At 38.5% G+C, this 23,837-nt stretch carries 20 protein-coding genes; 10 read left to right on the forward strand and 10 right to left on the reverse strand.

Annotated features, from left to right (window positions below):
• Positions 1-134 precede the first annotated feature (134 nt).
• Positions 135-1,766, forward strand: coding sequence for an inorganic phosphate transporter (gene pitA, locus MKX14_RS09340; protein WP_005070664.1), 1,632 nt, complete (start codon positions 135-137; stop codon positions 1,764-1,766).
• 165 nt (positions 1,767-1,931) lie between these two features.
• Positions 1,932-3,266, forward strand: coding sequence for a D-serine ammonia-lyase (gene dsdA / locus MKX14_RS09345; protein ID WP_240282316.1), 1,335 nt, complete (start codon positions 1,932-1,934; stop codon positions 3,264-3,266).
• Positions 3,267-3,312: 46 nt separating this feature from the next.
• Here dsdA and MKX14_RS09350 read toward each other — a convergent pair whose 3' ends face one another.
• From MKX14_RS09350 to MKX14_RS09370, 5 genes are all read right to left on the reverse strand, one after another.
• Entirely contained in the window at positions 3,313-4,860 is a 1,548-nt protein-coding gene (locus MKX14_RS09350; RefSeq protein ID WP_240282317.1) for a hypothetical protein, read from the reverse strand.
• A 553-nt stretch (positions 4,861-5,413) separates the two neighbouring features.
• The gene (locus tag MKX14_RS09355; protein ID WP_000854552.1) at positions 5,414-5,578 is read right to left on the reverse strand and encodes a hypothetical protein; all 165 of its coding nucleotides are present in this window, start codon (positions 5,576-5,578) and stop codon (positions 5,414-5,416) included.
• 109 nt (positions 5,579-5,687) lie between these two features.
• Entirely contained in the window at positions 5,688-6,692 is a 1,005-nt protein-coding gene (locus MKX14_RS09360; RefSeq protein ID WP_240282318.1) for an SUMF1/EgtB/PvdO family nonheme iron enzyme, read from the reverse strand.
• A complete protein-coding gene (locus MKX14_RS09365; RefSeq protein ID WP_240282319.1) occupies positions 6,689-8,365 on the reverse strand; it encodes an arylsulfatase in 1,677 nt (558 codons plus the stop codon). The genes MKX14_RS09360 and MKX14_RS09365 overlap by 4 nt, the downstream gene beginning before the upstream one ends.
• A 170-nt stretch (positions 8,366-8,535) precedes the next feature.
• Positions 8,536-9,153 (reverse strand): rhomboid family intramembrane serine protease, encoded by a 618-nt coding sequence (locus tag MKX14_RS09370; RefSeq protein WP_240282320.1) that lies wholly within the window; start codon positions 9,151-9,153, stop codon positions 8,536-8,538.
• Between the two features lie 158 nt (positions 9,154-9,311).
• On the opposite strand from MKX14_RS09370, the gene nfuA reads away from it, so the two are divergent.
• Complete coding sequence (nfuA, locus tag MKX14_RS09375; RefSeq protein WP_002117617.1) at positions 9,312-9,950, forward strand: Fe-S biogenesis protein NfuA; 639 nt, start codon at positions 9,312-9,314, stop codon at positions 9,948-9,950.
• Positions 9,951-10,119: 169 nt separating this feature from the next.
• On the forward strand, positions 10,120-12,384 hold the full coding sequence (gene pfeA / locus MKX14_RS09380) for a TonB-dependent siderophore receptor (RefSeq protein WP_240282321.1): 2,265 nt from the start codon (positions 10,120-10,122) through the stop codon (positions 12,382-12,384).
• 23 nt (positions 12,385-12,407) lie between these two features.
• On the opposite strand, the gene MKX14_RS09385 is transcribed toward pfeA, so the two are convergent.
• Together MKX14_RS09385 and MKX14_RS09390 are read right to left on the reverse strand one after the other, a co-directional pair.
• Positions 12,408-13,415 carry a hypothetical protein gene (locus MKX14_RS09385; protein ID WP_240282322.1) on the reverse strand — a complete coding sequence of 336 codons (1,008 nt, stop codon included), beginning with the start codon at positions 13,413-13,415 and terminating at the stop codon, positions 12,408-12,410.
• 26 nt (positions 13,416-13,441) lie between these two features.
• Complete coding sequence (locus MKX14_RS09390) at positions 13,442-14,467, reverse strand: alpha/beta fold hydrolase (RefSeq protein ID WP_240282323.1); 1,026 nt, start codon at positions 14,465-14,467, stop codon at positions 13,442-13,444.
• A gap of 284 nt (positions 14,468-14,751) precedes the next feature.
• On the opposite strand from MKX14_RS09390, the gene cynT reads away from it, so the two are divergent.
• On the forward strand, positions 14,752-15,366 hold the full coding sequence (cynT, locus tag MKX14_RS09395; protein WP_002117769.1) for a carbonic anhydrase: 615 nt from the start codon (positions 14,752-14,754) through the stop codon (positions 15,364-15,366).
• A gap of 35 nt (positions 15,367-15,401) precedes the next feature.
• Here the strand turns inward: cynT and tesA are convergent, their stop codons facing one another.
• On the reverse strand, positions 15,402-16,025 hold the full coding sequence (gene tesA, locus MKX14_RS09400) for an arylesterase (protein WP_005129345.1): 624 nt from the start codon (positions 16,023-16,025) through the stop codon (positions 15,402-15,404).
• Positions 16,026-16,069: 44 nt separating this feature from the next.
• Between tesA and ybbA the strand changes: the two genes are divergently transcribed.
• The gene (ybbA, locus tag MKX14_RS09405) at positions 16,070-16,762 is read left to right on the forward strand and encodes an ABC transporter ATP-binding protein (RefSeq protein ID WP_005802976.1); all 693 of its coding nucleotides are present in this window, start codon (positions 16,070-16,072) and stop codon (positions 16,760-16,762) included.
• Positions 16,763-16,765: 3 nt separating this feature from the next.
• Entirely contained in the window at positions 16,766-19,225 is a 2,460-nt protein-coding gene (locus tag MKX14_RS09410) for an ABC transporter permease (RefSeq protein ID WP_240282324.1), read from the forward strand.
• Position 19,226: 1 nt separating this feature from the next.
• Here the strand turns inward: MKX14_RS09410 and aarA are convergent, their stop codons facing one another.
• Complete coding sequence (gene aarA / locus MKX14_RS09415) at positions 19,227-20,036, reverse strand: rhomboid family intramembrane serine protease (protein WP_240282325.1); 810 nt, start codon at positions 20,034-20,036, stop codon at positions 19,227-19,229.
• A gap of 76 nt (positions 20,037-20,112) precedes the next feature.
• Between aarA and mtgA the strand changes: the two genes are divergently transcribed.
• Both mtgA and ppk1 read left to right on the forward strand, forming a co-directional pair.
• Entirely contained in the window at positions 20,113-20,790 is a 678-nt protein-coding gene (gene mtgA / locus MKX14_RS09420) for a monofunctional biosynthetic peptidoglycan transglycosylase (protein ID WP_046812733.1), read from the forward strand.
• Positions 20,791-20,894: 104 nt separating this feature from the next.
• Entirely contained in the window at positions 20,895-22,973 is a 2,079-nt protein-coding gene (ppk1, locus tag MKX14_RS09425; RefSeq protein WP_046812732.1) for a polyphosphate kinase 1, read from the forward strand.
• Positions 22,974-23,033: 60 nt separating this feature from the next.
• Here ppk1 and MKX14_RS09430 read toward each other — a convergent pair whose 3' ends face one another.
• Positions 23,034-23,159, reverse strand: a complete 126-nt coding sequence (locus tag MKX14_RS09430; protein WP_080947760.1) for a hypothetical protein — start codon at positions 23,157-23,159, stop codon at positions 23,034-23,036.
• A gap of 60 nt (positions 23,160-23,219) precedes the next feature.
• On the opposite strand from MKX14_RS09430, the gene MKX14_RS09435 reads away from it, so the two are divergent.
• Positions 23,220-23,810 (forward strand): SPOR domain-containing protein, encoded by a 591-nt coding sequence (locus tag MKX14_RS09435; RefSeq protein ID WP_240282395.1) that lies wholly within the window; start codon positions 23,220-23,222, stop codon positions 23,808-23,810.
• Positions 23,811-23,837: the final 27 nt, after the last annotated feature.

The raw sequence follows: 23,837 nt of genomic DNA on the forward strand, positions 1-23,837 counted from the left end.
AAAATCATAGAGGAAAGGTGCATCAAATGAGGTCAAAATGTGAAAAATTGACTTCATCGAGCGCCGCTTTGTCATATAATTGTCATAATTTAATTTAAGAATACAGAGGATTTTTTTATCCTCTTACCGTCTGCATGAATTCTAATCTACCCCCTGTTTCGGATTCAAAACTTGCGGCAAACCTGCAAGTCAAATCGACGAATGTACATGTCCCGACACCTAAATTTTTTATGCCGGTGTTTCTGACGATTATTGTTGCAACACTTATTTATATTGGATTTCAGGTGAGTGCTGATTTAGCACATGTACCACCTTTGAGTCTTTATTCAGTTATTCTTTTATCAACTGCACTCTTGATTGCTTTAGGCTTTGAGTTTGTAAATGGCTTCCACGATACTGCAAATGCAGTAGCAACAGTGATTTACACCAATGCTTTACCAGCACCGGTTGCAGTCATGTGGGCTGGTTTTTGTAATTTCCTTGGGGTAATGGTTGCAAGCGGCGCAGTCGCTTACGGCATTATTGCATTGTTGCCTGTTGAATTGATCATGAATATGGGTAGCGGTGCAGGTTTCGCAATGGTTTTTGCATTGCTTATTGCTGCGATTCTCTGGAACTTAGGTACATGGTTCTTGGGTATTCCTGCTTCTAGCTCTCATACCTTGATTGGTTCAATCTTGGGTGTGGGCATTATGAACCATCTATTGAGTGCATCGACTGGCGTAACGACCAGTGGTGTTGATATGGATCAGGTGATTAAAGTCGGTAAGGCATTATTATTTTCACCTTTAATTGGTTTCGCTTTTGCAGCGATTGTATTCTTGTTGGTTAAAACTATTTTTAAACGCCAATTAGAATTATTCCAGCCACCTGAAGGGAATAAACCACCACCAGCAATCATTCGTGCAATTTTGATCTTTACCTGTACAGGTGTGAGTTTTGCACATGGTTCTAATGACGGTCAAAAGGGTATGGGACTCATCATGCTGATTTTGGTTGGTCTGGTGCCGTTGGCTTATTCATTAAATAAAAATCTTGATACTCAGCAAGTTCAATCATTCCATCAGCTTTCTTCTCAAACTGCCGTATTTTTGAATCAAAATCAGCCAGAATTAACCGATGAAAAAGCACGTGTTATTCTGACTAAATATATTCAAACTAAACAGCAAACTCCAGAAGTTGTGCCTGCATTGGCAAGTATGACTGATCACTTGGGTGAACGAGTTTCTAGCTATAGCAACTTAAAAGATATTCCTGAAGCTGCAATTAGCGAAATTCGTAATGACATGTATTTAAGCACCACGACGTTTAAGCGTTTGGATAAAGCAGATGCTTTACCAAAAATGGATGACTCACAGAAAAAGCTTGTGAAAGAATACCGTAGTAGCTTAGATTCATTCTTACAATACATTCCGACTTGGGTAAAAGTGGCTGTTGCTTTAGCACTTGGTCTAGGCACAATGGTGGGTTGGAAACGTATTGTTGTGACTGTAGGTGAGCGTATTGGTAAGCATCACATGACTTATGGTCAAGGGATGTCTGCTGAGCTTGTTGCAATGAGTACAATTGCAGCTGCTGATGGTTTAGGTATGCCAGTTTCAACAACACACGTTTTAAACAGTGCTGTTGCGGGTACGATGGTCGCGAATAAATCAGGTTTAAACTTTAATACCGTGAAGACAATTCTCTCTGCATGGGTATTTACTCTTCCTGCAACAATCTGTTTGTCAGGTGGTTTGTACTGGTTATTCTTGCAGTTTGTATAAAAGCATTTAAAAAATTAAAGCCACTGTTCACAGTGGCTTTTTTATTTGTTTAGTTTTTAAAGTTGAGACTATTTTTCATGTACATTCATCTATAAATTAATAAGTTGTTATAGGCCATCAAACAGCTTTATAGGCTGGGCTTAAAATTTTATATCAGGATATATTATGAATGCGGTTCAAATAGATCAGCTAAAACAAAAATTTCCACTTATTGAAACACTTCAAGCCTATCAAGAAACATTTTGGTTTACACCTCATCGCTATCCTTTAAAAGAAGCTTTAGAAAAAGTTGGACTAACCGCTAAGGACGTAAGTGAAGCAGAAGCAAGACTAGCGCGTTTCGCACCTTATTTGGCAAAAGTATTTCCTGAAACTCAAGCACAACATGGAAAAATTGAATCAGATATTGTTGAAATTGCTCATATGCAACAAGCACTTTCTTCAGCAAAACAAGTACAGCTTAATGGAAAATTCTGGCTGAAAAAGGATAGTCATTTACCTATTTCAGGCTCCATCAAAGCACGTGGTGGCATTTATGAAGTGCTCACACATGCTGAAAAACTTGCCATGCAGGCAGGGTTACTCAAACCAGAAGATGATTATAGTAAATTAGATCAAGATTCATTTAGGGCATTCTTTTCTAAGTATCAAATTGCAGTAGGTTCTACGGGCAACCTTGGGCTTTCTATTGGTATTATGAGCGCCAAACTCGGCTTTAGAGTCACTGTTCATATGTCGGCTGATGCTAGACAGTGGAAAAAAGACAAACTACGTTCACTCGGTGTCAACGTTGTAGAATATGCCAGTGATTATGGAGTAGCTGTTGAAGAGGGACGAAAAGCCGCAGAGCAAGATCCACACTGCTTTTTCATTGATGATGAAAACTCAACAACATTATTTTTAGGCTATGCCGTTGCAGGAATACGCTTAAAACAGCAATTTGAGCAAAACCAAATTAAAGTCGATGCTGAACATCCATTATTTGTTTATTTGCCGTGTGGCGTCGGTGGTGGGCCTGGTGGGGTGAGTTTTGGACTAAAACTGGCTTTTGGTGAGCATGTACATTGTATCTTTGCAGAACCAACACATTCGCCGTGTATGTTACTTGGTGTCCACACAGGTTTGCATGATCAGATTTCAGTCAATGACATTGGCATTGATAACGTTACTGCGGCAGACGGACTTGCGGTAGGGCGTGCTTCAGGTTTTGTCGGGCGTGCTATGCAACAATTAATCGATGGCTACTACACCATTCACGATGAACGTTTATATGAGCTTATTGCGCTTTTAAATCAAACTGAGAATATTCAGCTTGAGCCTTCTGCGGTAGCAGGCATGATGGGACCGTATTACGTACAGACGAGTCCTGATTACTTGGCTTTACACCAGTTTACAGCTGAGCAGTTGCAGCAGGTAACTCATGTAATATGGGCTACAGGGGGCGGCATGGTGCCACCTGATAAAATGCAAAAATATCTATCGCACTTTCAAGGTAAATAAAGATGCTTAGAAAAAAGCCCAATTCTAGGATTGGGCTTTAATCAAATTATCTTTTAGATGATTTTCTAAAAGGGAGTTTTTCTGTAGCAAAACCATAAATTGCGGCAAAAGGTAGGGCAGTTCGTGCTAAATAAGCCACACGCCATAATCCACCATGATTGGCACCTTCCATCATAAGTTCAAGCGGATGGTCTAAGACAGTTTCAGGATTCGCGACAGAAGACTCATTTCTTAAGTCATGAATCCAGAGTGCCGCCATAATGGCATTGGTGGTTTCAGGACTAAATGCTTCTACATCGAAAAGTTCTGCGCCATTAAAAGCTGCTTTCAATAATGGATTTTTAGTCACTGAATGAGTCGTTGTCGATGGTGCAATATTAATGCTGACACGTTGTCCTTGATGGCGGGCCAGAATAGCACGCCATTGTTGAATACGCTTTGCCAAAGCATAGTTTGGACCTTGTTCAACCACTAAGCAGTCGGCAATACCATAAGTTTTTCCATTTTCACATGTAACCAAGTCTTGGTATGGCGCTTGAAAAAAACGATTGAGCGAAAGAGCAGAAACACCTTTTACTGCCAACTTTTGCATTTTTCTGCGGGATTTAAATTTCTCTTGAGCAGCCTCTGCAACTTCTTTTGGTACTGCATAAACATCGGTTGGAGTGCACATAAACATAAGGCTTGTATCAGGCTTATGCTCGCTCACAAATTGCATGATGCTATCCATTGCCATGGAAACGCGGACATGCTTTTCACCATCTAAATAGGCGATTGCTGCCAAATCTAACTTTTGTGGAAACTGTACCAGCCACTGCGCTATTTCTGGTAATTGAGTCAGTAAATTTGCACCCAGCTTATCTTTTAACTCAGAAGCTTTTGCTGACGAATCAACGGCTTCAATACATGGTGCAATGAGTGTTGCATTCCCTTGTTGAATCGTATTTAAGATTTTGCTCCAGACTCGTGAGTTTGGTAAATCTACAGCAACAATATTTGCTTTCCATTTGGCTAACCAAGGCAGTGGTCCTGCTTCTGAGGCTGCACCAAACAGCACCATCGTACGGTCAGACAAATCGAACCATTCAGGATGAGCAATAGCTTCACGAAGTGCTTTTGCATGACTTGGCTCAATAATACCAGCCTCTTCCCAGCGTTGAATCTGGTCTAATAAGCTTTGTCCACTCAGCTTTTGCCCTTTATAGGGAACATACCACTCTGGTGCTGCGTCACTTTCACCTTTAAGTTTTACTGTATAAAGAGGAGTTGATGAAGCAATATGAACTGCATCTTTTAAAAGGTAGTGTTTACCATCACGATAATAATCAAAAATATGGTGAGCTTTATGCAACCCTTGCTTCGCAATAGTAATTGGGTTGTTGATATTAGAAATCCCTTGTTTAACAAGAGCTTTAAAATATAAAGGATAGTTTTTTCGCCAGTTTTTTTCATTCAACACTTGTTGTGCGGTTTTATTATCTACAATAGATAAAGCCTCTGACAAAATCTCTTGGCCTGTAAGAGATGTACTTTGTTTTTTTGTTGAGGCGTGTACCGGAAATTGTAGACCTTCGACTTGACTTGTGCTGGACATAAAATATCTCGTTTATACGACTGGGTTAATATACATGTGTATACATTATCTATGCCAATGAAAGGAAACGAGTGGCAATAACTGACAAAATAATATTGATTATTTATGTGATGAAACGTGAAAGAGAAAGTTATTATGATAAATTCATCTCATTTTGGCCTTAATTTTTTTCACATTTTTAGAACATTTTTATAGACTTACGTTACATAAATGTTTATTTTGTATTAAGCAAATACATCAGTATTAACCTGAAGGTAAAATGTTCAAAATGTATCAATAATAGAGATACAGAAATGATTAAAAACTAGACTTTTTTCTTAAGCGGTAAGAAAAGTCAAACGGAATAAGAAAGAATTGGGGTGAAACTAGATAGAAGACAACGTAAGATTGTCTTTTAAAAATCTTGGGGATATGGTGATTTTTTACACCATAATTTTCTAGTTTCATCCCATCTATTTTTGGGCTGGAACCCTCCATTTAGTATTCAATTCATCACTTGATTGAAGCCTGTTTCTTTAGAGTAACTTCAAAATTACTTTAAAAGAGGGTATTTCTAACAACGTCCTTTTTTAGCTTGTCCTGGTGGGCAAAAGCCTCCTGGATGTCCGTAATATGGTGAATCAGGGTCAATCACAATACTACCTTCAGGTGTATGAACCGCACAGGCTGATAGTGACATTGTGAAAATTGCTGCGGCACAAAGAAGTAAAGTTTTCATCTTGTTCTCACTTTTTTATCATTCTCATTTGTACTATAAAAATATTTTGCTCATTTTTCGATCTAGTTTTGGTTAAAAAATATCTTTAATCAGTCGAATTAAGAAGAAATTAAGGAGATCGTAAAATAGTTCGAAATCCAACATGTGTTGTAGCTAAATCAAAATCTTGTGGATAACGGCTACTGCTACGATAACGTGAACAATAATTTTGTGCGCAAAGAAAAGATCCACCTTTAATTACATATTGAGTGCTGGTGATTTGTTGTTGTCGTAAATCAGAATAATTTCCCATATGCTGGTCATGAGCACCTTGATAAGGAGATGATGTCCATTCCCATACATTTCCAATCATATCAAATAGTTTGAAATTGTTTGATGCAAAACATCCAACGGGTGCAACACCTTTAAAGTGATCTTGATTCAGGTTTTGAAAAGGAAATTCACCTTGCCAGTAATTGGCTTGCGGATGTTGATGTTCATCAGTAGGGGCTTGATGTAAAGGGGTATCAGTCTTTGAATTGGCTTTAGCTGCATATTCCCATTCTAGTTCTGTTGGTAAATCACGTCCCAGCCACACTGCATAATGTTCAGCATCATTTTTACTCACATACCTTACAGGCTCATTAGGAGTTGCTATAGCACCCGTACTGCCGTTTGGAGTTTTCCACGTATATCCAGATTTTAGTTGCCACCATTGCTGTGGGTGATGAGAGTCTGGTGAAAAAACAGCAGCCTGTTTTTGTTTTTCTGCATCTGTAATATAGCCAGTTGCTTTTACAAAACTTGCAAATTGAGCGACCGTAACTTCAGTTTGGTCAATCCAAAATTCTTTGACTTCGCGCTGTTTTTTTCCAAAATTAAGTTCATCGGGATAGGCTTTTTCAGAACCAAAATTAAAATACCCATCGGCTATTAAAACCATACCAGCAGTAGGCTGTTTGAGCCAACCCTGAGGCAGACCAGTATAGTTTTGACACTTTTCAATAGATCCTAGATCAGCTAAAAATGTTTGCTGTTGCGTCGAAGATGTAGATTCAGAAACTTTTGAAGATTGGCTACAGCCCGTCATAATAGACAGGCTGATTGTGATAACTAAAAAAGGCTTCAATTTCATTTGGCGTTATATTCCTGCACACCATTTTTTTCAGTATATTTTTGATAGACCGATAAGAGTTCTTGAACTTTTGCAGGATAGAGCTGAGCAACGTTTTGTCTTTCACCGCGATCTAATTTAATGTTGTATAGCTCCCAAGTCCCTGTGCCTAATTCAGGTCGCCCTTGAAGTGCGATTTTCCATTCACCTTGTTTTGCATATTTGCTGCCATGTAACTCATCGGCAAAGCTAAAATTTGCAGGGCGAATAGTATCGGTTTTGTTTTCAAGCAAAGGTTTCCATGAAATTCCAGATGGCGTATTAATGGCCCGGCCATTATATTGACCTTGAGGTACTGGAATATGAGCATATTCTAGTAAGGTAGGGAAAACATCGAGTACAGATGCAAAGCTATGATTGGTTGCTTCTGCTTTTTTCTGATTTGGTAATTTCACAATAGCAGGGGCAGTCGTTGCACCTTCGCCCGCCGTATCTTTCCATAAGTGGAAAGGTGCTGCACTGACTTCGGCCCAACGTGGCCCAATATAGTGATATGAAGTAGGTGTGCCAACATTGGCTACCGAGTTATCAAAACCAGATTCACTGCCATATCCGCCACGTACAAAACCTTCTGCGCCGTTATCAGAAACAAAGAAAATTAAAGTATTGTCATAAAGATTATTTTGTTTGAGGTATTGAATAATACGACCTACATTGGCATCGAGATTTTCGACCATGCCCGCATAGATTTCCATCTTACGAGCTTCTAGAGCCTTTTGTTCGGCTGTTAACTCATCCCATTTCTCATATTTTTGTGGAGCATTTTGAGTCGCAATTGGTTCTGCTGCATCAAAGTTTGCAGGAATAATTCCAAGCTGTTTTTGTCTAGCAATGCGGGCATTACGAATTGCATCGTAACCTACATCATAAACTCCGCGATATTTTTCACGATATTCGGCTGGGGCTTGAATTGGCCAGTGAGGCGCCGTATAGGCAGCATAAGCAAAGAATGGTTTGCCGCTATTTTTGCCTGAATCTAAGTAGCTCAGTAATTTATCGGTAAAATAGTTGGTAGAGAAAAAGTCATCAGGCAATGCCGAAATAGGAATAATTTGCCCATCTTCTGTATAAGTTGAATTTCGTTTAAAGGCACTTGGAGCTTGTTTAAAATGATGGTCTAAACCTTGTAATAAGGTAAATGAATGATCAAAACCTTTAGCATGTGCATTGCTTTCAGGGGTTAAGCCTAAATGCCATTTACCACTAATATACGTGCGGTAACCATTGTCTTTAAGTACTTGGGCAATCGATAAAGAACGTTCGTTTAAATAGCCTTCATAACCTGGTTGTCCCTTCAAATGCTCTGGGGTGAGTTCCGCCATTGCCCCAATACCGGCTAAATGGTGATCAGTGCCGGAAATAAGTTGAGAACGTGTTGGCGAACAGGTCGGGGCAGTATGATAATCCGTTAAAAGGCGTCCTTCTTGAGCCAGACTATCAATATTAGGGGTGTGAATTTCGCCGCCAAAAGCCCCTAAATCTGAATAGCCTAAGTCATCAGCCATAATAAATAAGATATTCGGTTGCTTAGGCGTGCTTACGACATTTTCTTGATTATCGTTGTCATTACATCCAGCCAAAGATAAGCTAAATAATGCAATGGAGAGGCTAGATAAAATTGCTTTGTATTTCATTGTATCATCTGAATTATTAAAAGAATTGGCACGAGTTTAATCAGATGGTTTTTACAAACAAAACAACGAATTGATCAAAGAAAATCAGAAAAAAGACTGAGAATTTATGCAGATAAATAAATCTGAAAAAAAGAAAAGCCCATAACGGGCTTTTCTTTGATTTATATCGTTTAGAAAGGAAGACGGGTAAGCTGGTCTAAGAAATGTGGAATAACTTTAGGTTCAAGTAGAATGGTTACGATGATTCCGTAAGCTGCACCCCACAAATGAGCGCTATGGTTGATATGACTATTACCTCGCTTACCAGCCCAAATACTGTATGCCACATATAAAATAGCGAAAATAATAGCGGGTACAGGAATGAAAAATACAAAGATAAGTTTCCACGGTTGGAATAGGATATAAGCAAATAAAACCGCTGAAACAGCACCAGAAGCGCCTAGACTGGCCCAGTTCGCATCATTTTTATGTTGTAAATAGCTTGGCAAAATCGCAAAGATTAAGCCACCTAAGTAGAACAACACAAAACCCATGTCATAGAAATATTGGCGGTAAAAACTTTCAATAATACTGCCAAAGAAAAACAGGGTAATCATGTTGAACAGTAAATGTGTTCCGTCGGCATGGATAAAGCCATGAGTAATGAATCGATCAATTTGTCCACGTTGCATTGCAGGCGGCCAAAAAATCAATCGGTTCATTACATTTTGATTGCTAAAAGCAAGTAAAGAAATAAGGACCGTAATAATAATAAGAGTAACTGTATGGTTAAACGGCAAATGCAACATAAGAAATATTTAAAAAATGATCAATACTGAGCTCAATAATGCCATTAAAAACTTAAGTTGAAACCCTGTTGTGTATAAATCCGACAAATTTAGTTGATTTTTTTTAAATCCACCTCATCTTCGGTTAATATAAAGGCATCAGCTTGAGGAATATTGTTATGTCGACTGAGAACACCAACACTGCTGTTGCAGAAGAAATTCCAAACCTTTTGATTACACCATCTGCACAAGAGTATTTGCACGATTTACTAACGAAGCAAAATACTCCGGGAATTGGCGTTCGAATTTTTGTTGAGCATCCGGGTACGCCACGTGCGGAATGCTGTATGGCATATAGTGCGCCAGAAGAAGTGATCCCAACGGATTATAAGCAGGACTATCCTGATTTTCCTGCGTATATTGATGCGCCATCTATTCCTTATCTTTTAGATGCCGTAATTGATTACAACAAAGACCGTTTTGGTGGTCAGCTCACTTTCCGTGCTCCAAATTCTAAAGTTCCACGTGTTGGTCCAGATGCTTCGATTGAAGAACGTATTACTTACATTCTTCAGGCAGAAATTAACCCAGGTCTTGCAGGGCATGGCGGAAATTGTAGCTTGGTAGAAGTACAAGATGACCCAGAACACGGTTTAACTGCTGTATTGAAATTTGGTGGTGGTTGCCAAGGTTGTTCTGCAATTGATGTTACCTTGAAACAAGGTGTAGAAACTACTTTAAGAGAGAACATTCCTGAGCTTCAACGTGTGGTTGACCAAACAGACCATACACAAGCTGAAGGCGCTTACTTCAAATAATTAAATTATTTGAAAAGTGAAATAAAAAAGCCTCGCAATGAGGTTTTTTTATTATTCAATATAAATAATGATAATTATTATCAATATCATTTGTAATTTTATTTATCTTTGTTACAATGCGGAACTGAAAAAGAGAGATGTTTAATAAATCAATATATTGGGAATACTTATGTCGAAGCGTATTATCCAGTCAGTGCTTTCTGTTTCAGTACTGGCAAGTATGATGTCTATGGCTTATGCTGCACAAAATGAGCAAGAACAAGCTGAAAAAGCATTAGAAAAGCCTGCTGAACCTGTGAAATTGGAAACAATTTTTGTAACAGCTGAAGAGCAGGTGAAGCAGTCGCTCGGCGTATCAGTAATCACCCAAGAAGATTTAGAAAAGCTACCTGTTCGTAATGATATTTCTGACTATGTACGTCGTATGCCGGGTGTCAATTTAACTGGTAATAGCGCAACAGGGCAGCGTGGTAATAATAGACAAATTGATATTCGTGGAATGGGGCCTGAAAACACACTTATTTTAGTGGACGGTAAACCAATTAACTCTCGTAACTCAGTCCGTTATGGTTGGAAAGGAGAGCGTGATACACGCGGTGACTCAAACTGGGTACCAGCAGAAGCAATCGAGTCGATCGAAGTTTTACGTGGACCAGCAGCAGCTCGTTATGGCTCTGGTGCTGCGGGTGGTGTAGTCAATATTATTACTAAAAAAGTGACGAATGAAACCCATGGTTCGTTAGAGTTTTATACTTCACAACCTGAAGACTCTAAAGAAGGTGCATCAAATCGTGTTGGCTTTAACGTAAGTGGACCATTGATTAAAGACGTTTTGTCTTATCGTTTATACGGTAATTATAATAAAACAGAAGCTGACGACGTCGATATTAATAAATCAATAGGCAGTACAGCAGCTGGCCGTGAAGGCGTTAAAAATAAAGATATTTCAGGCCGTTTAGCTTGGCAGGCAACAGACCAGCAAACTATCTTACTCGATGTTTCTTCTAGCAAACAAGGCAATATTTATTCTGGTGATTCTCAGTTAAATGCAAATGCTCAAGCGGATGCGATTCTTTCGCAGCTCATCGGTAAAGAAACCAATACTATGTACCGTGATAGCTATGCATTAACGCATGAAGGGGATTGGTCTTGGGGTAAAAGTAAGCTCGTTGCTCAATATGATAAAACTCACAATAAGCGCCTTCCTGAAGGTTTGGGCGGTAGCACAGAAGGAAAAATTAATAATCTGGATGACAAAGCCACTTCACGCTTAGAAACGCTTCGATTAAATGGTGAAGCCAATATTCCTTTTGAATATTATGTACCGCATGTATTAACAGTAGGTACTGAATGGGTTGAAGACAGATTTAAAGATAATATTTCGACAAATCAGGGTACAGACAGTAGTGGTTCGGGTTATGGCGATCAATTAGCTAAAGGCAATCGCAGTAAAATGGAATCACGTATTGCTTCTGCATATATCGAAGATAACCTAAAATTTACAGACAGCACTGATGTGGTATTAGGTTTACGTTTCGATGATCACAGCAAATCAGGTTCTAATTGGAGCCCAAGCTTAAACGTTACTCAAAGACTCAATGATTATTTCACTTTAAAAGGTGGGGTAGCAAAAGCCTATAAAGCACCGAATATGTATCAAAATGCCGAAGGGTATTTGTTAAGTACAAATGGTAATGGTTGCCCAGCTAATATTGATTCACGTTGTTTATTACAGGGTAATGGTGATCTAAAACCCGAGACTTCCGTAAACAAAGAGCTTGGTATTCAGTTCCAAAAGGATATCGTGAATGCGAGCTTAACTTGGTTCCGCAATGACTATAAAGATAAAATTATAGCTGGGACAAATGTTGTTGGAACAGTAGATGGTTCAAGCACCAATGCAAATACTGGCGCTGTGACCAATACCAAGTGGAATATCTTACGTTGGGAAAATACGCCTAAAGCATTAATTCAAGGTTTTGAGGGAAGCTTGGGATTAGACTTCGGTGATATCCGCTGGACTAACAACTTTACTTATATGATGGACTCGAAAGATAAACAGACAGGGAACCCATTATCTTTAGTGCCAAACTATACGATTAACTCAATTTTTGATTATGACATTACAGATCAGTTAGATGTGAATTTTGTGTTCACTCAATATGGCCGTCAAAAATCACGCCAGTTTGCCGAGAATAGACTCGAATCGGGGATTGGTTCAGGTGGAGCAAATTCTGCACTTAAGCCAAGTACTGTAAAAAGCTATAGTATTGCTGGAATTAACGTCGGTTATAAATTTTCAGATAATATAAGTACACGCGTTGGTGTAAGTAATCTATTTGATAAACAAATTTTAAGAGATAGTAACTCAATTAGCCAAACTTACAATGAGCCAGGTCGAGCTTATTATGCATCTTTAAAATATTCTTTCTAAACAAAACTTATGACAAAGGCGCTTCAAGCGCCTTTGTTATTTAAAATATCTAATGCTTTCTCAGAGTAATAAAACTTTTCTAAGTACACACGGGCACGGCGTCTTAAATGTCCTGTTATAACGAGTTGCTGTAATACGGGTACAAGTAACTGAGTAAGTTCATGTTGTACTAGGCTTTCTTCAATATTTAGGTCTCGCAGTAACAAGTCAAAATTACGTTCTTGGTTACGCGCGTACCACGTATAAATACCATCATGGACTTGTTGTTTTAGATAATCAGTTTGACGAATATGGTCCCAAATTTCATGCCCTAAACCAACCGTTTTGGTTAAATCTTCAGTTTCTATATAATTTTTTAAAACAGAAAGTGGCATCGTTTTAACTTTATGCCAAATATTAGCTTGAAAGTGATAAAGCTTATCATTGTCAAAATGTTGGTTTAAAACACGTTCACTCATTTGGCTGAGTTTTAAAATATTCTTTTGCAAATAATGGTTAATCGTGTCATCGAGATTAGAATCGGTCACGGTTTCTAATACCGATTTGCCCATTTTCATAAAACGACCTACACCTGGTACGCGTTTTGACATTGATTCATCTAAATAATCATGCATAGTTTGCTGAATCAGTTGTGTGAGCAGGGCCGAAAAAGCAGGGTTATTTACGATCGTTTTAATGAGTTTTTTACGGTGTTCTTCTTTACTTGCAACATACTGTGCAATTCGGTCAATGGTTAAAACAGGAATAACATCTTCAACCGTTGCCGTGTCATTTGCAGGATGAATGAGTGCAAAGCGAATATGCTCTGCAATCTGTTCAATTAGAAAATCAGAAGCGGGTGTATCTAAAATTTGCTTTTGAATAAGATGTTGAATCTGTTCAAAAGTCCACAATTGTTGTAACTGCCGGCTACCCAACCAATGATAAAACTGCTCAAACTCTTGTTGGATGACTTGAGTCTGAGCAAATTGCTCATCTAAAAAATCTAGATGAGCTTCAATAAGTTTTTCAATGATTGGTTGGGTAGACATAAGGTCTCATAAGTCCGAAGTTTTATTTAATGAGAAGTCGTTTTCGACGCTTGATTTGTTTCTACTTTAAGTAGAAACGGTACATATTGTTGAATAACCAATTGCTCAGCCTCCAAAATTGGCATATGGCCTACGTTTTCTAAAATGACAGGAGGTTGTGCATTTTTTAAGAGGCTTTTGAGCTCACTCGCCACTTCTACATTAATAATCTTATCTTGTTTGCCCCATAAAATGAGTGTGGGTGCATCAATGGTTTTGGTAAGCACTGCAAATGAGTCTGGAGTGTAGACTTTATTAAGTGCGATCAGTTGATCAACTAGTTTTTGTGTTTGTGGTGCCTGATTAATCATCAGTTTTTCCTGAGCCTGTAAGAACTCTTTAGGAATAAACGGAGGATTAAACATGGTTTGTTTTAACAAATAGTTAAAGTCACCTTTTTTAGAGACTAAAAGTTGTTTTAGATAGGTAGGATCTTTGAGATAAATTGTGTTGGCAGAACGGAAAATACCGCCGCTATCAACTAAGAATAGACTCTTAGTTTCAAATGGATATTGTCCAGCATACAGCAAGGCTATGGAACCGCCCAGTGAGTGGCCTGCAATATGGATTGGACCTTTTAAATTTGCAGCCTCAACAAAGCGACGTAATTTTTCAGCAAGATTTGGTACTGAATAATCGAAGTCTTGTGGAACGATAGTTTCGCCACTACCCGGCAAATCAGGAATAATGACATGATAATTTGTGGTGAGATAACGAGCCACTCGGTTCCAGTTATCACGGCTACCCGCTAAACCATGAATAAGCAGTAAAGTCGGTTTTGTTGTAGAGCCGCCTTCGCTATATGACCAAGTCACATCGCCGACTTTTAAGTTTTTACTTTGTAGACCTGCCCAGCTACGTTCTTGCTGTAACACATTCTGGAATGTCACATCAATATTATCGGCTGCCTGTGTTTGAGAAATACTCATCACTGACAATACGCTACAAGCCAAAGTCAGGGCGGTAGCAGTTTTTTTCATAGAGGCCATAATTGATGTGGACAGCCTTGTCATAGATTTCATCCTTGGAGCTTAAGCGAGTTTGAAAAATTATTGAAAAACTTTGCCAATGAGTCATTTGCCAAATGTTTGGAATGAAGAAAATTATAGTCAATCCGAGAACCAAAGTATGTCTATTTTTTCACTAAACAGTAGCGAATATGCAGTGAGCTCTACATTAAAACAAGTTAAGTATTTTTAAATTTTTTCATAGAAAAGGATTTATTTTTTGTCAGTGACATTCAAATTTTGACACATTAAAATGATTTCCAACCTTGAAAAAACAATGGAAATATAAAATGCCTACTGCGCAAGAAGTTTTAGATCGTCTGAAAGCCGGTAATCAACGATTTGTAAATGGAAATACTTCCCTTGCAAAAACCTTATCTCATCAAGAACGCGCTGAAATGGCAAAGGATCAAAATCCGTTTGCAATTGTACTTGGCTGCTCAGATTCTCGTGTTCCAGCAGAGATGGTATTTGACCAAGGTCTTGGTGACTTATTCGTAATCCGTGTAGCTGGTAATGTGGTTGCACCTTCACAAGTCGGTAGTGTCGAGTTCGCAGCAGAGCGTTATGATTGCCCAGTTGTAGTTGTATTAGGACACAGTCATTGTGGCGCAATTCAGGCAACAATTGATACGTTAATGAATCCTGATCACCCGCCATCATCTAACCTAATGTCGATTGTGAACCGCGTTCGCCCATCAGTTGAAATTTTAATGCAGACTGATTTAAAAAATGATTTGAAAAAACTTTCATGTCATGCGGTGCGTTCAAACGTTTTTGCTTCGGTAAATCAATTACGCCATGGTTCAGCGGTGTTAGAGAGCCTGATTGCAAAAGGTGAATTAATTGTTGTCGGTGCAGAATATTCACTCGAAACTGGTGAAGTTACTTTTTTTGATTTCTGATCATATTAAAAAGAATACTTAAAGATAAAAGGTGCCTAAAGGGCACCTTTTATATATGGGTAAGCTAAATTAAGTAGTTTTGACTGCGCTTGAGCATTGGGATGAATTAAATCATTTTGCATAAGCTGTTTTTGACCAGCAACGCCATCTAGAAAAAACGGTAGTAGTTTCACCTGATATTTTTGGCTTACAACTTTATAATTATTTTCAAAAGCTTTGCTATACGCAGCCCCATAATTTGGCGGAATCTTCATGCCAAAAAGAATAACTTTGGCTTTTTGTTTTTGGCTTAATTGAATGAGCTGATCCAGATTTTTTTGAATCATTTGAGGTGGTTGCCCACGCAAGCCGTCATTTCCACCTAATTCAATCACGACCACATTCGGCTTATAGGTCTGCAATAATTTAGGTAATCGGGCTAAAGCGCCGCTTGTTGTTTCTCCACTAACACTTGCATTGACCACTTTGTGTTGTTTGGGATACTGTTGGTCTAAACGTTTTTGCAGTAATTGCACCCAACCTTGTTTGGGATCAATTCCGTAACCGGCACTAATACTATCTCCTAAAATTAAAATAGTTTTCGCCGATACAAGCATAGGCAGCATACTTAATGAGATGAGCATGATGCTTTTAGAACCAATCAAAAAAGATTTAGACATTTGTACTTCGACCCTGATTCTGAATACATAGGACTTTTCACATCATGCCACAACCCATCATTGCTGCCCATCAAGTTACACAAACTATTCAGATTAACCAAAATCAGTTTACGATTTTAAAAGATATTGATTTAGAGATTTTTGAAGGGGAACAGGTAGCAATTACGGGACGTTCCGGCTCAGGTAAATCAACCTTACTAGGAATTTTGGCGACTTTAGATCAACCATCTGAAGGAGAAGTCTGGTTGTGTGGTCAAGCTGTTCATCAGTTAACAGAGGAACAACGTGCCCAAATCAGAATGCAGCATATTGGTTTTGTATTTCAGTCTTTTCAACTTCTACCTCAGTTGAGTGCGCTTGAAAATGTGATGTTACCTTTACGATTACGTAAAGACTTTGATTATAAAACCGCAGAGAAAAAAGCTTTAGATTGGTTGCATCGAGTAGGGCTGAGTCGTCAAGTTGAACAAACGCCTAAAGTCTTATCTGGTGGCGAGCAGCAGCGTGTAGCCATTGCACGCGCTCTTATTGCAGAACCACAAATTATTTTTGCGGATGAACCGACTGGAAACCTAGATGGTCAGACAGCACAAGAAATTGAAAGCTTGCTCTTTGATTTAAACCGAGAGTTAGGTACGACTCTGATTTTAGTCACCCACGATCGTAATTTAGCAACCCTTTGTCAGCGTCATGTTGAGTTAGATGATGGCCGACTAAAGACAGTACAGGGTGGTTAAACTATGCGTAATCTTCTCAAACCACTTTTGCTACAGAGTTTTCGTACCGGTGGATTATATCTACTCATTATTGCTCTATCGCTTGCGATCAGTGCAACTACAGCCCTGAAATTTAGTAACGACCAAGTTAAAAATGCAGTCAGTCTGCAAGCTTCACAAATGCTGGGTGCGGATTTAGTTCTGTCGAATAACGAGCCTATCGAACAGCCGTGGAAAAAGAAAGCTGAGCAGCTAGATCTAAAACAAACCAATGTCACTCTATTTAGCTCGATGGCACATACCCAAGATCAGTTTGTCATGGTGAATGTAAAGGCAATTGAGCCTTTATTCCCACTCAGAGGACATTTGGAAATTGAACCAAGCGCTAAAGCGATTCAATCTGGTGAGGTTTGGCTAAGTCAAAGAGCAGCCGATTTACTTAAAGTAAAGCTAGGAGATATTGTTTCTATTGCTGACGGTACCTTCCGTTTTAGCGGAGTGATTGTGCGTGATTCAAATCAAGAGCTTGGTTTTTCAGGCTTTTCACCTACTGTCATTATTCATCAAGCTGATATTGCTAAAACGCATGCAATTCAAACTGGCAGTAGAATCGATTATCGCCTGTTAATGTCTGGTCAACCTGAACAAGTTCAGGCATTTTCAAAACAATTTAAGCAACAGCATCAACCTTCTAAAGAAGCAGATGAAACGGCAGGCTTACGTTTACGGGATGCAAGTGAATCGAACAGTAGGTTATTACGTCCGCTTGAAAATTTAGATACCTTTTTGCAATTGGCCAATATTTTAACGATTTTATTGTGTGGTATTGCCATCGCCTTAACGAGTCAACGTTATGTGCAGCAAAACCAAGATCACATTGCACTTATTAGATGCTTAGGCGCCAGTAAGTTCCAAATTTTATGGGCATATATTGGATTACTTTGTATTGTCAGTGCGATTTCAATTGTGCTGGGAAGCCTATTAGGTTTAATCATGGGGTTTGGCCTGCTGCAACTTATGCTGCAATTGATCCCTCAATTAGAGTTAAGTTTTTCGGTTGTACCTCTTTTAATCGGGCCTTTACCAATTGCGATTTTTACCAGCGTGATAGTGCTGCTTGGTTTTATTTTGCCAAGCATCTGGGAGCTTTTAAATACACCTCCAATTCGTGTTATTCGCGAGCAAGCCAAATCTCGCAAATCTTTATTCTTCATGTTTTTTGCAGGAATCACTAGCCTAGTTGTTTTTAGTTTGGTGTTGAGTGAAAACTTAATGCTCAGCATTCTGGTTTTAGCAGCAATTATTGTTCTTTGTATTTTGCTTTACACCGTTGTTTGGCTATTGCTTCGTAGCTTAAAAAAGCTGAAGAATCGATTGTCTTTTTATATTCGTTCGCCATCACAGAGTGCCTTACAAATTACCGCATTGGCTTTAGGCTTAAGCCTCATTACGGTACTCAGCGTATTAAGAACAGATTTATTGGAGCGTTGGCAACAACAACTTCCAGAAGGGACACCGAATCAATTTGTTTATGGATTGCCTCCATTTGATTTAAAAGCATTTGAGCAACAATTAAAACAGAATGGCTGGCAAAGCACGCCGTTATATCCAAATATTCGTGGCCGATTGTTAGCTAAGAATGATGTGCCTTTTTCAGAAGAGGCTATAAAGCAAAATAATTCTTTGCGCCGTGAACTGAATTTGACTCAATCAAATCTACTACCAAATGACAATGTCATTACAAATGGTCAAGCCCAGTTTAATGGCGTAGGGCAAGTTTCAGTCGAAAGTAAAACTGCCGAAAGTTTGGGAATTCAAATTGGAGATAAGCTTACTTTTAGTTTGCCCGAAGGCAACTTACAGGCCAAAGTTGTGAATTTTCGGAGTGTCGAGTGGGAAAGCTTTAGCCCTAACTTTTTCTTTATTTTTTCACCTAAAACCTTAGACGAAAATGCTGGAAGTTATTTAGGTAGTTTCTATGTGCCTAAGCAAGATCAACCAAAAATGATCAATATTATTCAGCAGTTCTCAAATACAGTATTTATTGATGTTGATCGAATATTAGATGAAGTAAAACGCTTAATGAATGTTTTGGTCAAAATAGTAACTGTTCTAGCGGCATTAGTTGGTTTTTCTGGAATACTCGTTTTAATTGCATGTCTAAATTTATTAATGGATGAGCGGCGCCGTGAAGTTGCTTTACTACGCTCATTTGGTTTATCTAAAAATAAAATGAAGCAAATGCTCAGTTTTGAGATTGGGTTTTTAGGTCTGTTAGCAGGCATAGTTGCCTGCTGTTTTGCAGAAGTGATTAGTGCGATCGCAAGCTATAAAATGAATATGGCAATACAGTGGCATATTGAAATATGGCTGATTTTACCTCTTGGCATGATGCTGGTTTGTGCCTTGATTGGTCGTTATCGACTAGGTTATCTCTGTAATTTACCACCTTTACAGAGTTTAAGAGAATTAAACCAATTGTAGTTTAAGGAATAATGTCAGGGTTCTGGATGATGATTTCATGCCATAGTGGAAGTAACGGTGAGTTGATTTGTACACAGTACATATAAAAAACACCCGTAATAATTACTGCCCCTAATAAACCTAAAATTTTAAGTATAGTTTTTAACTTACTGACATAGCTTAAGTACCACATCAGTGCAAGGAATGCGCCTATAATCATGCCGCCAATATGCGCGGCATTATTAATACCGGTTGCGACAAAACCAAAAACAAGGTTGATGGCCATAATCATTAATAAGGCTTTTTTATCGAGTAGGTAGGCTTGATGTGGAAGCGGTGGAAATAAGGAAAGAACGGTTAATGCAGCACCTAATCCCATCACAGCACCCGAAGCGCCTGCACTGACATGCGGAAGTAAGCTCTGATCAAAATTTTGCAGTAATTCATGCCCATTTTGAATAGTCATATAGCTACTGAGAAGGCTGCCAAATAAGCCAGCAAGTAAATACATGCCTATAAAATAGAAGCGACCAAATAGTGACTCTGCAACATTACCGAAAATATAGAGGGCCCACATGTTAAGCATGAGGTGAACAAGACCAAAATGAAAAAACATGCTGGTAAATAAGCGTTCGGGCTGCCCAGTAAAAGTAAGTGGTGTAAAATCTGCACCCCAATGAATAGCATCTTTTACGGCTGGGTCGCTAATATCGACACCAGTCGCAATTTGCCAGACAAACAAACCTACATTAATCAAGATCAATAAGGCGGTCAGCCACCAAGTTTGTACATTGAGTTTACGATTAATGTGCGGAGGCTGATATTGAGTCATGCTATGCTTTTGTTATATATGAACATGCTTAACAGCTTAACATGAAAAAAGTTGAATACAGGAGATAGGGACGAACATGAAAGCTTTTATTGTTCGCGTGTTGTTAATTTTTATTGGGGCAATTCTCCTGATTCAACTTTGGATTTTCTCAAGTTTGGTTTGGTGGCGTACACATGAAGTTGATACGACCATGTTTATGCGAATTGATTATTGGTCAGACACCTCAGAACCCATCATTCATGAATGGCTTGACTATGATGATATTAGTGACAATTTCAAACATGCGATTTTAGCTGGGGAAGATGCAAAATTTATTCATCATCATGGCTTTGACTGGGAAGGTATTCGTTTTGCTCTAGAGCGTAATAATGAAGAGGGCGAAGTGGTTGCTGGCGGGTCTACTGTGTCTCAGCAACTTGCAAAGAACTTGTTTTTATACAATAAGCGTTCGTTTATTCGTAAAGGTCAAGAAACTATCGCAACTTGGATGATGGAGCGGATGTGGTCAAAACGCCGAATTCTTGAGGTATATATGAACTCTGTTGAATTTGGCAAAAATCGATATGGTGTAGAAGCAGCCGCGCAATATTATTATGGTAAAAGTGCGAGAAGCTTAACGCGTGAACAAGCTGCTTTTTTAGCCGCATTATTGCCTGATCCGAAATATTACCAAGATCACCGCAACGATCGTAAACTACAATATAGAAAACGCGTTATTCTACGTTATATGAATAGTACCCAGATTCCTGAATAATGATGTTTAAAGATGTGTAAATTTTTTAGTTTTTACCAAATTGTCATATTTTTGCAGCATACTGTTTTTTAGAGATTTTGGCTGGATAGAGAATTGAGTTAGACATGAATACAGCGATTACACCAACGACCCCAACAGAATATAGTTATAATGACCGTTATATAAATCGTGAATTGTCTATTCTTGACTTCCATTTGCGTGTATTGGAGCAAGCGGTAGACCCTTTACATCCATTACTTGAGCGAATGAATTTCTTGCTCATTTTTTCACGTAATCTAGACGAGTTTTTTGAAATTCGTGTTGCGGGGGTGATGGAGCAATTTTCTCTGGGCAATGAAAGTCGTAGCCCTGATGGTTTGACGCCAAGACAAGTCTTACAAAAAATCTCTGAAACCGCTCATGCTGCGATTGAACGTCAATATCGTATTTTAAATGAAGAAATCTTACCTAAGTTACGTGAAGAAGATATTTGCTTCCTCCGTCGTGGTGAGTTAACGCCAGCACAGTCGGCATGGATTAAGAAGTATTTTCAAGAGCAAGTTGCACCTGTATTAACACCAATTAGCTTAGATCCAGCGCATCCATTCCCACGTCTCGTCAATAAAAGCTTGAACTTTATTGTGACCTTAGAAGGTAAAGATGCTTTCGGTCGTCAAATTGATTTAGCCGTGGTACCAGCACCGCGTTCATTACCTCGCGTAGTTCGACTGCCAGATGAGTTAACAGGTGGTAAAGAACATCACGTTATGCTATCTGCAATTATCCATGAGCATGTGTCAGATTTATTCCCTGGAATGACTGCAACTGGATGTTATCAATTCCGTGTTACACGGAATGCTGACTTAGCATTAAATGAAGATGTTGAAGATTTAGCAAAAGCTTTAAAAGGTGAATTAAGTTCTCGACGTTTTGGTCGTGCGGTTCGCTTAGAAGTAACTCACAACTGTCCACAACATATTTATGAGTATTTACTGGAAGAATTTGATTTAACCGATGAGCATTTATATAAAGTTGATGGACCTGTCAACTTGGCTCGTCTGGTTTCAAATTTTAAACGTCCGCATTTGCGTTATGACTCGCATACGCCAGTTGTGCCTAAAGTGTTTAAAAAAACCGAGAGCATTTTCTCTGCAATGCAGAAGCAAGACATTTTGCTTCATCATCCGTTTGAATCTTTCGCTCCCGTAATTCAGCTACTTCGTGAAGCTGCTCGCGATCCACAAGTATTGGCAATCAAGCAGACACTTTACCGTAGTGGTGCTGACTCTGAAATTGTACAGATTTTGGCAGAAGCAGCACGTAATGGAAAAGAAGTAACCGCAGTTATTGAATTGCGTGCCCGTTTTGATGAAGAGTCAAATATTGAGGTGGCTAACGTTTTACAAGAAGCTGGGGCTGTCGTTGTTTACGGTATTGTTGGTTATAAAACTCACGCCAAAATGATTATGGTGGTACGCCGTGAAAACAACAAACTGGTGCGTTACGTTCATTTAGGAACAGGTAACTACCATGCAATGAATGCTCGAATTTATACCGATTATGGTCTCATGACGACTGATAAAGATCTGTGTGAAGATGTGCACCGTATCTTCCAAGAACTCACGGGTATGGGCAAAATGGCGAAATTGAAAAAGCTATTACATGCACCATTTACCTTACATGCTCAGCTCATCAACTTTATTGATGAAGAGATTGCCAATGCTAAGGCAGGGCGTAAAGCGCAAATTATCGTGAAAGTGAATGCTTTAACGGAAGTTCAATTGATCAATAAATTATATGAAGCATCTCAAGCAGGTGTTCAAATTGATTTAATTATTCGTTCTATTTGCTGTTTACGTCCAGGATTGCCTAACTTATCGGAAAATATTCGTGTACGTTCAATTGTAGGACGTTTCCTTGAACATACTCGTGTTTATTACTTTAGTAATAATGGTGATGCACGTATTTACTGCTCAAGCGCAGATTGGATGGATCGTAATTTATTTAATCGTGTTGAAGCATGTTTCCCTGTAGAAGATCCTGCATTGAAAAAGCGTATCTATCAACAAGGGCTAGTAAATTATTTGCAAGATAACCAGCAAGCTTGGTTGTTACAGTCAGATGGTACTTGGGTGCGTGCTGAGCCAGCAGAGGGGGAAAAATTGCATAATGCTCAAAGAGTATTGTTAGAAATAATTAAATAATAATTTTTAAATTGAATTAAAAAAGCCGACAAAATATCGGCTTTTTTAATTCACTGAAATTCAAAGTAATTTAGTTAGTTTTTCTAAATGGTTGTTGGATAAACGATAATAATTTGAAGTATAGCAAGATGTTTTAAAAATATGTGATTTTTGCCATAAAACATTGAATTTTAAAAATATACAAATTACGAGAAATCTACTTTAATAAGCCGCACTAAATATACTTAACTTTGGTAAATGAATAAGATGCAATGCTTTATTAGAAGTTTACTTATTAAAATACTTTTGGGGATAACGTCAGTGACTGCTTATGCAGATCAGAAGTGTTATGGAGATATCATCGTATTTCAAAGATTTGATGATCAAGCAATATATCCTTATTTTGTGCCACTCTCTAATGATAAAACTAAAAAAAATGAAGAGAGGAATAAAGAAATAATCAACCAAACAAGAAAACAAAAGCAAGATGAGTTTTTAGCAAAAAAGAAAACTGAAAAGATTCATACAAAAAAAATAGAAGAAAAGAAAGATTCTGAAAATAAAAAACAACTTGATGCTGCGATCGCTAAAGAGATTTTAGAAAATGGTGAAAAGAAATGGATGGTACAAGTTGCATTAGCAGCTAATCAAAATAAAGCAAATAATATTCAGGCACAGCTTGAAGCAAAGGGTTACAAGGTTGTAACTAGCTCAACGACTAAAGGAATAAGGGTCATGATAGATCCAGCCAACGATTATGCTATAGCACAAATCATTAGAGAAAAAATTATTTCCGATCATAGTTTGAACATGCAATCTGCTTGGGTATTTAAGTGGGCATCTCTTACACCGCAATAAAATAAAAAGGAGTCCGAAGACTCCTTT

Source organism: Acinetobacter pittii, assembly GCF_022449185.1.
GTDB classification, from domain to species: Bacteria; Pseudomonadota; Gammaproteobacteria; order Pseudomonadales; family Moraxellaceae; genus Acinetobacter; species Acinetobacter pittii_I.